The 13,327-nt window shown below is 59.0% G+C and carries 13 protein-coding genes; 7 read left to right on the top strand and 6 right to left on the bottom strand.

Going from position 1 to position 13,327, the window contains the following annotated elements:
- Position 1 precedes the first annotated feature (1 nt).
- From R3O64_RS05685 to R3O64_RS05695, 3 genes are all read right to left on the bottom strand, one after another.
- A complete protein-coding gene (locus tag R3O64_RS05685; protein ID WP_070525245.1) occupies positions 2–1,000 on the bottom strand; it encodes a serine hydrolase domain-containing protein in 999 nt (332 codons plus the stop codon).
- The gene (locus tag R3O64_RS05690) at positions 1,000–1,515 is read right to left on the bottom strand and encodes an ArsR/SmtB family transcription factor (protein WP_070525247.1); all 516 of its coding nucleotides are present in this window, start codon (positions 1,513–1,515) and stop codon (positions 1,000–1,002) included. Before R3O64_RS05690 ends, R3O64_RS05685 begins: the two co-directional genes overlap by 1 nt.
- A gap of 63 nt (positions 1,516–1,578) precedes the next feature.
- Complete coding sequence (locus R3O64_RS05695; protein WP_070563067.1) at positions 1,579–2,250, bottom strand: 3'-5' exonuclease; 672 nt, start codon at positions 2,248–2,250, stop codon at positions 1,579–1,581.
- A 145-nt stretch (positions 2,251–2,395) separates the two neighbouring features.
- Between R3O64_RS05695 and R3O64_RS05700 the strand changes: the two genes are divergently transcribed.
- Genes R3O64_RS05700 through R3O64_RS05715 form a run of 4 tightly spaced genes read left to right on the top strand, consistent with a single transcriptional unit; the run spans position 2,396 to position 7,255 of the window.
- Entirely contained in the window at positions 2,396–3,655 is a 1,260-nt protein-coding gene (locus tag R3O64_RS05700; RefSeq protein WP_339017471.1) for an ATP-binding protein, read from the top strand.
- Between the two features lie 53 nt (positions 3,656–3,708).
- Entirely contained in the window at positions 3,709–5,733 is a 2,025-nt protein-coding gene (ligA, locus tag R3O64_RS05705) for an NAD-dependent DNA ligase LigA (protein WP_070525252.1), read from the top strand.
- Positions 5,730–6,500 carry an HAD family hydrolase gene (locus tag R3O64_RS05710; protein WP_101736633.1) on the top strand — a complete coding sequence of 257 codons (771 nt, stop codon included), beginning with the start codon at positions 5,730–5,732 and terminating at the stop codon, positions 6,498–6,500. The genes ligA and R3O64_RS05710 overlap by 4 nt, the downstream gene beginning before the upstream one ends.
- Positions 6,497–7,255, top strand: coding sequence for an HAD hydrolase family protein (locus R3O64_RS05715; protein WP_339017472.1), 759 nt, complete (start codon positions 6,497–6,499; stop codon positions 7,253–7,255). The genes R3O64_RS05710 and R3O64_RS05715 overlap by 4 nt, the downstream gene beginning before the upstream one ends.
- Here the strand turns inward: R3O64_RS05715 and R3O64_RS05720 are convergent.
- Positions 7,252–7,911 carry an amino acid-binding ACT domain protein gene (locus R3O64_RS05720; RefSeq protein WP_070525255.1) on the bottom strand — a complete coding sequence of 220 codons (660 nt, stop codon included), beginning with the start codon at positions 7,909–7,911 and terminating at the stop codon, positions 7,252–7,254. The two genes, R3O64_RS05715 and R3O64_RS05720, sit on opposite strands and share 4 nt — an antisense overlap.
- Positions 7,912–8,112: 201 nt before the next feature.
- On the opposite strand from R3O64_RS05720, the gene gatC reads away from it, so the two are divergent.
- Positions 8,113–8,415 carry an Asp-tRNA(Asn)/Glu-tRNA(Gln) amidotransferase subunit GatC gene (gene gatC, locus R3O64_RS05725; protein WP_070525257.1) on the top strand — a complete coding sequence of 101 codons (303 nt, stop codon included), beginning with the start codon at positions 8,113–8,115 and terminating at the stop codon, positions 8,413–8,415.
- A gap of 2 nt (positions 8,416–8,417) precedes the next feature.
- Complete coding sequence (gene gatA / locus R3O64_RS05730) at positions 8,418–9,902, top strand: Asp-tRNA(Asn)/Glu-tRNA(Gln) amidotransferase subunit GatA (protein ID WP_339017473.1); 1,485 nt, start codon at positions 8,418–8,420, stop codon at positions 9,900–9,902.
- 163 nt (positions 9,903–10,065) lie between these two features.
- Here gatA and R3O64_RS05735 read toward each other — a convergent pair whose 3' ends face one another.
- Positions 10,066–11,340 carry an HNH endonuclease signature motif containing protein gene (locus R3O64_RS05735; protein ID WP_339017474.1) on the bottom strand — a complete coding sequence of 425 codons (1,275 nt, stop codon included), beginning with the start codon at positions 11,338–11,340 and terminating at the stop codon, positions 10,066–10,068.
- 231 nt (positions 11,341–11,571) lie between these two features.
- On the bottom strand, positions 11,572–11,895 hold the full coding sequence (locus R3O64_RS05740) for a hypothetical protein (RefSeq protein WP_339017475.1): 324 nt from the start codon (positions 11,893–11,895) through the stop codon (positions 11,572–11,574).
- Positions 11,896–11,943: 48 nt separating this feature from the next.
- On the opposite strand from R3O64_RS05740, the gene R3O64_RS05745 reads away from it, so the two are divergent.
- Entirely contained in the window at positions 11,944–13,320 is a 1,377-nt protein-coding gene (locus R3O64_RS05745; protein WP_339017476.1) for an MFS transporter, read from the top strand.
- Positions 13,321–13,327 lie beyond the last annotated feature (7 nt).

Below are 13,327 nucleotides of genomic sequence, written 5' to 3' on the forward strand. Positions count from 1 at the left end.
CTTAAGGTGCGAGCTCGTCGAATAGAGCTTGGGCAAGGTCTTCGGTGCCGGCGAGGGAATCGTTGTTGGCGAAGGCGGCGCGTTTGGTTTCCGGATCGATGATGAGCATGGTCGAGTAACCGTAGGTGCCGCCGTTGTGCCAGTACCCAACATTGTCCTCGCTGGGAGGCTGCCAGCCGTAGTCGATATCGCCGTTCTTCATAAACCACTCAGCGAATTTGGCCATGTCACTCGCCGTGGAGCGGATCGCTCCCGCAGGTGCGGAGCCTTCCATCTCCCAGGGGGCAGCGTGGCGGCCGGTGGCGGTAAGTCCCCGTGGAGCGTCGGCAGGCACAGAGCCCGGCGTCATGAGGTAGGTCTCCGTCATGCCAGCTGGCTCGAAGATGCGCTCCTTGAGCATCTGCTCATAAGGCTGCCCGGCAACGGTCTCCACCATGTGTCCCAGGAGCCCATAGCCAAGGTTGGAATAGGACTCTTCGCCGCGGCCCTTCAACTTAGACTTCGTGGCCGCATCCATGATGTCCTCGGTGGTTTTGCCCTCATAAGGGTTGGCGCCGGTAATGGCCGAAATAAGGCTGCCTAGAACATCGTTGCTGGCCAGCCGAGGAAGGCCAGAGGTGTGGTCGAGTAGCTCCCTTACGGTGACGTCGGCGACGGGTGCATCGCCAACCTTGAGGACTTCGCCGACGGTCGTGTCGGGGCTCAGCTTCCCCTCTTCAACGAGCTGGTGGGCCAGCTCGCCGGTAAACATCTTGGTGACGGAGCCAATTTCGACCTCCGTGTGCTCGTCGCTGCCTAGTCCCGCGAAGGTGGTCTTACCGTCTTGGATCGTGAAGGCGGTGAGGTTGTGGAAGCCGGACTCCGAGTGCTGTTCCAGCTGGGTGGCTAGGGTTTCGTCGCCAGTCTTGTCTTGTGCCAGCGTAATTCTCTGTGGGCCTGCGACAAGCAGGACGGCGGCAACGGCAGTAGCAGTGATGACGGCTAAGACAATTTTGCGCATTAATGGTCCTCGCTTGCGGTGATAATGGTGAGCAGGGGAATAACGCGGGGCGGGCGGATGGAGTATTCGCCGCCAGACTTCGTGGTCCAGCCCGCATGAGTTAGAGCGCTCAAGTGGTGGTAAGCGGTGCCGGTGGAGGAGACGATGTTTTCTTCGACCAGCTCGGCGGCGGTGGCGGATGCGGCGAGGAGACGGCGGAGGATTTCGCCGCGAATTGGGTGAGCGAGCGCAGAGAGGCGCTCGAGATTCTCCGCCCAGCTCTCATCGGTAACGAACGTGGTGGGGCGCTGCCATTGATAGGCGTACGAGCGCTTGCCGACGTTTATGTTGCCGCCAAAGATGACGGAACCGTCGGGAAGCTGCTCGTTGGGTGCGAGGGCGTCGACCAGCCAGTAGGTCGAGTCTTCTTCAGTGGTGGTGGGTGTAGGTCTGGCGTCGGCAGTGTTCGTGCGCCCCTCGAGCGCGGCGACGCGCGCTTCAAGCTCGGCGAGGCGTGCTTCGACTGTTGTGTCCATGGAATCTAGAATTCCAGAAATCTAGAAACCTGGCAAGGCTTAGTTGAGGATTGGGTACTGGAGTTAAGAAATCATCGGCCACGCGGTGGAGACATCCGAGGCATCCCGACCGCGTCCTTCCAGGTACTTCTTGAAGGACTCGCGGTCCTTGTACCACTCGACGGCCTGGTATTCCATGAGCTCGTTGGTGTCCATCTGTGCTAGCTCGGGGAAGTGCTGGCGCACCTGCTTCCAAGCGACGCGGGCGGCCGCGAGGGCGTCGGCAGTAGCCTCATGCGCGTTGCTCAGCTCCACGCCGTAGTGGGCAGAGACCTCCTCCAGGGTGCGCTTGCCCTTGCGCCACTTGTCCTTCACCCGGTCGATGACGAAAGGATCGAATACTGGGCCGTTCACCGTGAAGTCCCCGGTCAGCGCGCGCAGTACAGAGAGATCGTAGGCGGCGTTGTAGACAATGAGCGTAAGACCTTCCTCCCAGGCCTGGTAGATGGCATCGACCGTCTCCTTGAGGACTTCGTCGTGCGGGCGACCCTCCGCGCGGGCCTTCTCAGTAGTGATGCCGTGGATCTTGGCGGCTTCCTCGGGGATTTCCACTCCGGGGTCAGCGAGCATTTCCCGCTTATCTACCTCGCGCCCGTCGATACGAACCAGGGCAGAGGTGACGATGCGGGCTTCTTTGGGCTTTACGGAGGTGGTCTCGAGGTCGAAGGAGAGCATACGGGTGGCGTCGAAGTTCATGGACAACACTCTAGCGCCCGGCTCGGACATGCACTGTGGAAGTCCTGCAGAATGACGGATATAGAACTGCAGAATGACGATCAATATCTTGCAGAATGACGGACAAAGCCTTGCAGAATGACCAACTGCAGGTAGAGTGCTATTTATGGAACGGTATATTAGACGCGGTATGGAAGGTTTTGCCCGAGAAGCATTGACCTTCTCACCCGTTGTCCACGTCACGGGCGCACGGCAGGTTGGCAAGTCGACGTTGACAAGGCATCTCGGCCTTGAACGTGCTGTGTATGTAACGCTGGATGATCCCGCTGCTCTCTCACTAGCGGAAGAGGATCCGATGACCTTTGTGCAGCAAGGTGGTGACGCAACGCTGATTATTGATGAAATTCAGCGGCTTCCCGAGCTCACACTGCCGTTAAAAGCCGAGGTGGATAGGAACCGCCGGCCAGGTCGATTTATCATTACTGGTTCATCAGATTTTGCTCGGGGAGTGGGTAAGAAGGATTCCCTTGCAGGAAGAATTATTGATCTCCATTTGCACCCACTGAGCCAACAAGAAATTTGTGAAACCGTCAGTGACGGCGCCTTTGTAGATAGGCTCGATGAGCTCGTCGAATTGCCTGTGCGTTCTGTTCCTACGGAACAAGTAGATCGAGCTGGCTTGGTGGACAAAGTGCTGAAGGGCGGCTATCCGGTTGCATTAGAGCTGCAAGATCGGATGCGCCGAGCTTGGTTCGAGTCTTATGTTTCACATGTGACGGTGATTGAAGAAACCCTATCCCGGGAAAGCGCACAGCCGGGAAGGTTGCAATCGTTGTTGCGACTACTCGCAGCACATCAGGCGGGGGAGTTAGTTCCGGCGAAGCTCGCACGTGAAGCGGAAATCCCAGCGTCCACTGTCCGCTCCTACCTCGATACATTGTCAAGGCTGTTTCTTTCCTCACAGGTGAAAGCGTGGAAATCAAATCTGACGTCGCGAGAAATATCCAAGCCCAAAAGTTGGGTCACTGATTCCGGTCTGGCTTCCTGGTTAGCGGGGCAAGCTCGAGACATGCTCATGAATCCGCTGGTGCAGTCGCATCTAGGGCATTTAGTGGAAGGGTTTGTCCTTCAGGAACTTTCTGCCCAGCAGGGTTGGGCTGAAAGTCAGCATCAGCTGCTCCACTGGCGTGATAGTGCCGGGATGGAAGCGGATGTTGTCATCGAATTCGCGGACAATAGCATCGCTGCGCTTGAGGTTAAATCCGGTGCGACAGTCAAGGCAGGACAGGTTCGGCATTTGCGTGCACTGAGCGAGAAACTAGGGCCCCGTTTCCGTGGAGGATTTGTCTTGGCTCCGATTCCCTATGTGCAGCCCTTGGGAGACAAACTTTGTGCGCTACCGATGTCATATTTGTGGCGTGGATAGGACGTTTGGCCAGGAACATGCTGTGTCCGGCAGCCCCGCTACACTAGTGACTCGTGAGTGATGCAGTAGATATCCAACGCGAATGGTCCGAGCTTGCCCAGGAAGTGCGCAAGCACCGCGAGCTGTACTACAACGGCGAGCCGGCGATCCCGGATGCGGACTTTGACGCCCTTTTCCAGCGCTTGCTGGCGCTGGAAGCGGAACACCCGGAGCTTCAAACTCCGGATTCGCCTACCCAGCAGGTGGGCGCTGCCCCGGAGGGCGCCGTTGACATCGAGCACCTGGAACGCCTGTACAGTTTGGACAACGTTTTTAGCGCTGACGAGTTGCAGGACTGGCTGGACCGCACCCCGGCAAAGGCCTATCTCACCGAGCTCAAGATTGACGGTTTGTCCATCGATTTGGTCTATCGTGACGGCAAGCTTGCCACGGCCGCCACGCGTGGTGATGGTCGCGTGGGTGAGGACATCACTGCTAATGCGCGTGTTATTCCCGATATCCCACGTGAGCTGACGGGCAGCGAAGAATACCCGGTTCCCTCCCTGGTAGAGGTCCGCGGCGAGGTGTACATGCGCCCGGATGAATTTGAGGAAATTAACTCCGCACGCCGCGAGGATGGTAAGCCCACCTTTGCCAACCCCCGCAACGCGGCCGCGGGCGGACTGCGCATGAAGGACCCGGAGGACGTCAAGAAGCGCCGGCTCCACATGGTCTGCCACGGCATCGGCGCGCGCGAAGGATTCCAACCAGCCTCGCAACACGACGCCTACCAGGCCTTGGAGGCATGGGGATTCCCGGTGTCGCCTTATACCCAGCGGGTCACCACCGCCAAGGAGGTTCAAGAGCGCGTGACCTACTGGGAGGAACACCGCCACGATGCTTACTTCGAGATGGACGGTCTCGTCATCAAGGTCGATGACCTGGCCAGCCAGCGCTCCTTAGGCGCGACCTCACGTGCGCCACGTTGGGCCATCGCGTATAAGTACCCACCGGAGGAGGTCACCACCAAGCTGCTCAACATTGAGGTCGGTGTCGGTCGAACGGGACGCGTGACGCCTTTCGCCATCATGGAACCAGTCTTTGTCTCCGGCTCGACGGTTTCCATGGCCACCCTGCACAACCAGTTCGAGGTCAAGAACAAGAACGTCCTCATCGGGGACACCATTGTCATCCGCAAGGCCGGAGAGATCATCCCTGAGGTTCTCGGCCCCGTCCTAGACAAGCGCGATGGCAGCGAGACCGAATGGGTCTTCCCGGAGAACTGCCCTGCATGCGGCACGAAGCTGGCACCGCAGAAGGAAGGCGACCAGGACTGGCGCTGCCCGAATACCCGCAGCTGCCCAGCGCAGCTGGCGGCGCGTCTGGAGTATTTGGCCTCCCGCAAGGCGCTCGACATTGGTGAGCTGGGGGAGAAGGCTGCTGCGGATCTGATTTCCTCCGGAGTGCTCGTGGACGAGGCGGAGCTCTTTGATCTCGATGAAGACGCACTCCTCAAGTCCTCGGTCTACACCACCCAGAAGGGCGCGCTCAACGCCTCGGGCAAGAAGCTGCTGGAGAACCTCAAGTCCGCCCGCCAGGCTGAGTTCTGGCGAGTGCTCGTAGCGCTGTCCATCCGGCACGTTGGCCCCATTGCCGCACGTGCGTTAGCCACGCGGTTTGGCTCCATGGAGGCGCTGCGCGCAGCATCGGTGGAGGAGCTGGCGGATACCGATGGCGTGGGCGGCATCATCGCGGAATCCTTTAAGCAATGGTTTGAGGTGGACTGGCACGACAACATCGTGCAGAAGTGGACCGCCGCCGGGGTGACCATGGAGGAAGAATCCAGCGATAAGCCCGCGCAAACGATGGAGGGAATCACCGTGGTGGTGACCGGAACCCTAGAGAACTACAGTCGCGATTCCGCTAAGGAAGCCATCATATCCCGTGGCGGCAAGGCCTCCGGGTCGGTGTCGAAGAAGACCAACTATGTCGTCGTCGGAGAAAACGCCGGTTCAAAGGAACAGAAGGCCCGCGACCTTGGCTTGACCATTTTGGATGAGGAAGGCTTCAACCGCCTCCTTGAAACGGGCGAGGCATGAAGTTAGCCGCCTTCGACCTGGACGGCACTATCTACTTTGATGGGCACATGCCCGAAGACGTGCCGGAGGCGATTGCCGGTTGGCGCGCTGCGGGCAACCTTGCTGTCGTGGCCACGGGCAAGTCTCCTCATTCTGCTCGGCGTGCACTAGAGCCTTTTGGCGTTGACTTCGACTACTACCTGCTCTGCAACGGCACCGTCATCATGGATGGCTCTTATGAGTTGCTCTACGAAAACCATGTACCGCCCGAGGTGGTTCGTGCCGTGTATGAGCGGGTGCATGACACACCAAAGCTCGACCTCTATTGCACACGTTTGACAGGCCCGGACGGCTACCTCGTGCGCAACGTGGCGGGCGTGCACAACCCCATCATCAGTGAGCCCGTGCCGGTCCCGCCGTCACGCATTGAGGAAGAGGTCTTCCCGCTTGTTGCCGCCTGGACCCCGGGCAACCCAGACCTGCAGAGGAAGATCGCGCAGTGGGTCACGGACCGCTTTCCGGTAGGTACCGCGATGAACCGCAACTTCTTCGACATCATGCCGCTCGGTCACGACAAGGGCTTTGCCTTGACTTGGCTGCTTCGTCACCTGGAAGTTGAGCGCTCTGACATTGAGCTCATCACCTTCGGGGACGGGCACAATGACCTGCCCATGCATGCGCTTGCCGACGTCTCCCTCACCTTCCCCTGGGCGCAACCCGACATCCACAAGGCGTGCTCAGCGGTTGTGGACTCAGCCTTTGAAGGTCTAATACACTACGGTTCATGAAGATTGCGGCTTTAGACATGGATGGCACTGTTTACGTCAACGAAGACATAACAGAGGCCACACAAAAAGCCATCGCTGAGTGGCGTGCCGCAGGCAACTTGGCCGTCTCCGCGACGGGCAAGTCCATCGCCAATGCGCGCAACACACTCGAACCCTTCGGCGTGGAGCTGGACTACCACGTGCTCTACAACGGGACAGTCATCACCGGCGGCGACTATTCCATCCTGCACGAGGAGCATCTGCCGAGTGAGGTTGTGCAGTCCATTGTCGCTCGTTTCACCGGCCTGCCGTTGAATATCTACCTCACAGGCTTGTCTGGAGCCGACCAGGTAGCGTGGGATGGCCTCGCAGGACGCGAGTCCTCCATGGTGGCGAATACGGAAGTGGTGGATCCGGGGGACGTCGCCAAGCGCAGCACTGTGTTGTTGTCCCTGTGGATCCCTGGCAACCCTGAGCTGCGCCGCGAGGTGGACGAGTGGGTCCGCGAGAATTGTGCCGTCGAATCATCCTTTAACTGCGATTTCTACGACATCATGCCACCTGGCCATAACAAGGGTGAGGGCTTGACGCGGTTGCTTGATTATCTCGGCCACGAAAATGCTGAACTCTATACCTTCGGTGATAGCTTCAATGATCTCTCGATGCACTCCATCGCCACCGAGTCCTTCACTTTCCCGGGAACGCAGATCGCCGAAGAGGTGGACCACGTGGTCCCCGATGTCGCCGCGGGACTCAACTCGTTGCTTGCCCGCTAAGTAAGAAACGCACCCAAGATGGCGCCCAAGTCACCCAAGTGCTCAACTTCGGAGGCGAGGTAATCGGGTCCACCAACGCGGCCCATCACCACCACGTAGTTCGTTCCCACGAGGGGAGCAGCGGCCAGCGCGGATTCGATGAGCGTCCAGGATTCCGGAATCCACGTGTCCTTTTCAGGGTTGAGCACGCGAGCCGTTGTGATGTTGAGGTCGGTGGGGATCGAGCCGTCGTCGGCAGGCGCGGCGTCCGACGCGGCGATGCGGCTGATGTTCTCGTCGTTCGCGATGACAATGGCCCAATTGGACGTCAGCGCCTTGGGGATGGCGGCGCAGACTTCGCTCATTGCGGCCGTCACGTTGCGTTGTGCGGCAACCTTGGCCAGCACGTGGATTTGCCCGCGGCGGTCGACGCGACCGCTGAAGGGGCGAATGGAGTCGACCTCTACGCCTTCCACGGTCTGTGCTGCCGTGATGATCTCATCCGCCATGGTGGACTGGGGGAGATCCAAGACGATGTCATCCATGACCGTACCGTCTGGGAAATTCTCTACAATGTCGACGGAGCGGATATTGGCCTCGATGCTGCCCATCGCGTTGGCAAGGAGGCCAAGGCTGCCGGGGGTGTCAGGGAGAAGGACACGGACGAGGTACGACATATCGTTCTTTCTGGGGAAGGTGAATAAGTAGGGAGGGGATATTTGGCTTTCTAACTCGATCGATGTTACCCAACCTGTCGAATACTATTCAATAGTATGAGCTTCACTTAGGGGAGGAGTGGTGGTGGCGCGGCAACAGCTGTGCAGTACCATGGGTGCTTAGCTATCAACCGTCTCAATGAATAAAAGGATGGAGTTCGCGTGTCTGATATTTCGCGTGACGAGGTCGCGCACTTGGCAAAGCTGTCGCGATTGGCCCTGAGTGAGGAAGAACTGAAGCAGTTCGCCGCGCAGATCGACGAAATCGTGGACTCGGTGTCCGCGGTGGGCAAGGTCGAGGCTGAAGGTGTGGAGCCAATGTCGCACCCGCACTCCGTACATGCTCCAATGCGTGAGGACGTTATTGTGCGCACCCTCACTGCCGAGCAGGCCCTGGACCAAGCGCCGGCAGCTGAAGATGACCGCTTCATGGTTCCGCAGATTCTGGGTGGAGGAGACGAATAAGAATGGCACAATTCATTGCGCCCACCGAGGGCATTACCGCACTGACCGCCGCCGAGCTGGCTGAGAAGATTCACTCCCGTGAGCTCACCTCCCGCGAAGTTACTCAGGCATTCTTGGATCGCATCGCGGAGACCGATGGCGAGCTTAACGCCTTCCTCCATGTTGGCGCGGAGGAAGCACTGGCGGCTGCCGACGCCGTCGATAAGTCCCTCGACGCCGGCGAAGAACCCGCCTCTGCCTTGGCTGGCGTGCCGCTGGCGCTCAAGGATCTCCTCGTTACTACCGACGCCCCCACGACCGCTGCCTCCAAAATGCTGGAGGGCTGGGTGTCACCTTATGACGCCACTCTGGTGACCAAGCTGCGCGAGGCAGGTATCCCGATTCTGGGTAAGACGAACCTTGATGAGTTCGCGATGGGCTCCTCCAATGAGAACTCCGCCTACGGTCCGGCCCACAACCCCTACGACACCGAACGCACCCCGGGCGGCTCCGGCGGTGGCACTGCTGCGGCTCTTGCCTCGGGCCAGGCTCCGCTGGGTATCGGTACTGACACTGGTGGCTCGATCCGCCAGCCTGCTGCACTGACCAACACCGTTGGTGTCAAGCCGACGTACGGCACGGTGTCGCGTTACGGCCTCATCGCAGCTGCAAGCTCTCTGGACCAGGCAGGTCCGACTGCCCGCACGGTTCTGGATACCGCACTGCTGCACGAAATCATTGCCGGACACGATTCTTTTGATGCCACCTCCGTGGATAAGCCGGTTGCCCCGGTAGTCGCCGCCGCTAAGGAAGGCGCCAATGGCGACCTTTCCGGCGTCAAGGTTGGCCTGATCAAGCAATTCGAGCGCGACGGCTGGCAGCCGGGCGTGATGGAGGCCTACCACGCTGCGGTTGAGCAGTTGAAGAACCAGGGCGCGGAGATCGTCGAGGTTGATTGCCCGCACTTCGACGATGCACTGGCTGCGTACTACCTCATCATGCCGTGTGAGGTGTCCTCCAACCTGGCCCGCTTCGACGGCATGCGCTACGGCCTGCGCGTGGGCGATGACGGAACCCACTCTGCGGAAGAGGTTATGTCTCTGTCCCGCGCTGCTGGTTTCGGCCCTGAGGTTAAGCGCCGAATCATGCTGGGTACCTACGCGCTCTCCGTCGGATATTACGACGCCTACTACCTCCAAGCACAGCGTGTGCGCACCCTCATTGCACAGGACTTTGAGCACGCTTTCGAACAGGTCGATGTCCTTGTTTCCCCGACCACGCCGACCACAGCCTTCAAGCTGGGGGAGAAGGTTGAGGATCCGATGGAGATGTACAACTTCGACCTCTGCACCCTGCCGCTGAACCTTGCCGGCGTGTGCGGCATGTCTGTACCCTCCGGCTTGGCATCTGACACCAACCTGCCGACCGGCCTGCAGATCATGGCTCCGGCGTTCAAGGATGACCGCCTGTACAAGGTTGGTGCCGCCTACGAAGCAGGACGAAAGTAGCGCGCAGAACTGCACCTTGTAGTGCTCCTCGGCCGGTGACCTTTCACGGAAACGTGGGAGGCCGCCGGTCTTCGTCGTTTTATTCGACGGTGGGTGTGCTCTTGGGTTCCTTTCCTTTCGTTGTAGTGGTTGGGTTTCGTCGTTTGGGTCGACGATTCAGGTTTTAGAAGGGGATGTCCTCGCCGCTGTCGGTGTCGGTGTTGGTTTGGGTTTCGGCTTCAGCGTTGGCTTTGGCTTGTTGTTGTGCGTAGTCGTCGAGTTCTTGTTTGAGGTGTTGGGCTTCTTCGCGCACACGTTTCCTGGTGGCGGTGATGTGCTGGGCTACGGTCTGTGCCCACCGTTTTTGCTTGGGTGCCAGGGGTCCTTCTGCTTCGTTGATGGTCCAGGTACCGTCAGCGAAAAGCCAGATAACATCCCCACTGTAGGGGTCCAGCAGGTACTTTAAGGTGCCATCGGTTTTCATGTTGTGATGGCCTTGGCATAAGCATGCCAGGTTTTTCGGATGTGTTGGCCCGCCTTCAGCCCAGTTGTGCCGGTGGTCAAGCTGGGTAAGAAAGGCAGGTTTCTCACACCCGCCGACCCGGCAGGTCCCGTCACGGCCTTCGACATGCTTGCGCATGACAATACCTGGCTGGTAGCCGTCTGCTTCGTCGATGTCACCGGTTAGATCCCGGGCTTTATCATGCGGCATGGCTTCTTGGCGCCAGCCGAAGCCTTCAATGAAGGTCGGGGCATTCTCAATATCGCAGGCTTGATAGGTGTGTAGCACTACAGCGGCTGGAGGCTCAATCTCACCGGACAGCAGTTTCTTGACAGCATCCGGAATCGTCAGGTCGTGCTTGGCGGCGGTTTGGTGGATGAAGGCATCGAGTTTAATGCCGGTATCTTCAGTAACTTGGAGTTCTAGCCAGGCGGAGGTTCCGTTGGAGGAGAAGCGGTAGGCATCCTTGGGGCGGGTGTCGCGATATGCGATGGAATCATCCAGGGTTTTACATATATCGCGGACTTTGCGTCTGATTTGGCTGCGGGTGGGAAAAGCCTGATTCGCCTTAGTGGGGGTGAAGAAGTCAGCCAGGATGGTGTCGATGAAATCCAGGGTTTCAGCAGTCAAGGCGGTTAGTGCTGACATGGGTTGGTCAATAGCAATCAAGGACTCGATGTCCAGCAGGCAGTGGGTGTCTTGTATGGCTTTGACTTTCGGCAGGCTATCAAGCCGGTGGATGGCACGCAGACCTGCTTTGATGTGACCTTCCGGAAGTGACCAGGCCGCCACTAAAGATAGGGCGGTGGTGTTGATATCAGCCTGCAGGCTGGGCATGGCAGCCTGCCAGGTGTCATAGATGGCACGGCGGGCTTTAGCGCGAGCAACCGCGTGTGGGTTATTAGGGTTGGTCGTTGAGAAGAAAAAGGTAGGTGGGCGTGTGACAGTGGTGGTCATGGAAGTCTCCCCCGAGACAGATACTGGTTTAGAAGCTGTGTTCTAACCGTAATTCTAGTACCACATGGCCTGTTTGGCTATAGTCAGTGGTAAATTAATGTCAAGTCGCTACTATAAACGGGGGTAGTGGCACCCTGTTAGCCAGGAGGTTCGATAGGGTGCAGTAGGGGTAAGAGGAGAAAACAATCAAAACCCCACGTGCGTTGTTGGCGGCACGTGGGGCGTGGGGATCTACTGGGCGTCGGAAAGCGCGTAGGCAGCACCAGCGCTTGCGGCGGTGACGGTCAGGACTGCCGGCCAGGAGCCAATCTTCTTAGCCAGCGGGTGAGAGAGGCCAAACGCGCCGGTGTATAGAGCAGCAAGGCCAGCCGTAGTGGCGGGGTTCGTCTTAGCCCACCAGCTGCGTCCGGCCCAGACGCCAGCGGCTGCGAGTACAACGCCGCCTAGCAGGCGGATTCCAGTTTCCCGAGCTGTGAGCCAACCGCCAATGAGACCCAGAGAGACGGTCGCGGCGGTCGATACGTCCTGTGGTTTCTTGATGTCAATCATTCCCATGCGCTTCAGTTTAGGCCGCCTGCATGGACGGTGGCTAGACTTCCCTCCATGAACCACCCAGCAACGCACACTTCAGAAAAGCAAGCTTGGCTCGCCATGGCGGCGCTGTCGCTCGGCTTCTTCATGTCGTTGCTCGACCAATCGATGATTGCAGTTGCGCTTCCCGACGTCCGTCGTGAGTTCAACGCCGACGTCAATCAGGTGCTGTGGGTCTCCGCCATCTATTTGCTCGCCGTGGTTGTGCCTCTTCTGTTTACTGGAAGGCTAGGGGATATCTACGGGCAGAAGCGAATGTTTCAGCTCGGCAACGGACTCTTTGGCCTTGGTGCACTGCTTTGTGCGCTGGCGCCATCCGTAGAGTTTCTCATCGCCGCACGGTCGCTACAAGGCCTAGGTGCCTCCATTCAGATGCCGCAGACCATGGCGGTGATCAACCGTGTTTTTCCTCGTGAGCGGCGCGGCCGTGCGCTGGGTGCCTGGGGCGTGGTGGGTTCGCTGGCCACTCTTGCTGGACCGCTAGTGGGAGGCTTCGTCGTAGCCGCGTTTGGGTGGCAGGCGGTCTTTTGGATCCACATTCCCATTGTCATTGCAGCGATTGTGCTTTCCGGCCTGTGGGTGCCTGCCTTGCCGACGGCGACCGGAAGGATTGATTTCGTGTCGGTAGGGGCGTCGTTTGTCGCGTTGGCCTGCTTCGTCTTTGCGGTGCAACAAGGGCCAGAGACTGGCTGGCCGTGGTGGATTTGGGCCCTCCTCGTCGCCGGAATTGTCGGCATGGCTATCTTCGTGCGCCTGCAATCATCCCGTGGGGCGGCAGCGCTCGTTCCGCTTGGGTTGTTTAAGGACCGTAACTACTCCGTGGGCACGGTGGCCATCGTGTCCATGGGCTTTATGGCTGCGTCGATGATGATTCCGATCATGATGTGGTTGCAGGTCGATCAGGGTTTATCGGCGGGAGATGCCGGAATGATCGTCACGCCGATGGCTCTGGTTTCTTTGTGCGTGTCACCACTAGCGGGCATTTTGGCAGATAGGCTGCATCCGCGACTATTAGCGCTCACGGGATTCGGCATTTTGATTGCCACTTTCGCCGTGCTGTGGTTCCTCATGCACGCGGGTGTTTCGGGGTGGTGGCTGAGCCTGCCATGTGCGGCCTTGGGGGCGGGACAGTCCTTTATTTGGGGATCCAATGCCGCGACGACGATGCGCGATATTGATGCACATCTCATGGGAGCTGCTTCCGGTGTCTATAACACATCGCGACAGGTGGGCTCGGTGATTGGTGTGGCCGGTGTATCAGCAGTCATGCAGGTCACCGGCGCGGCGGACTCGCTGGTCGCTATCGTTGCGATCCTTTTCGTTGGGTGTATTGCTTCGCTCTTCTTCCGGGATACCCTGCACGCTGGTGTGGAGACTGCGAGCCAATAGGGAAGCG

Source organism: Corynebacterium hesseae, assembly GCF_037850265.1.
Taxonomy (GTDB): domain Bacteria; phylum Actinomycetota; class Actinomycetes; order Mycobacteriales; family Mycobacteriaceae; genus Corynebacterium; species Corynebacterium hesseae.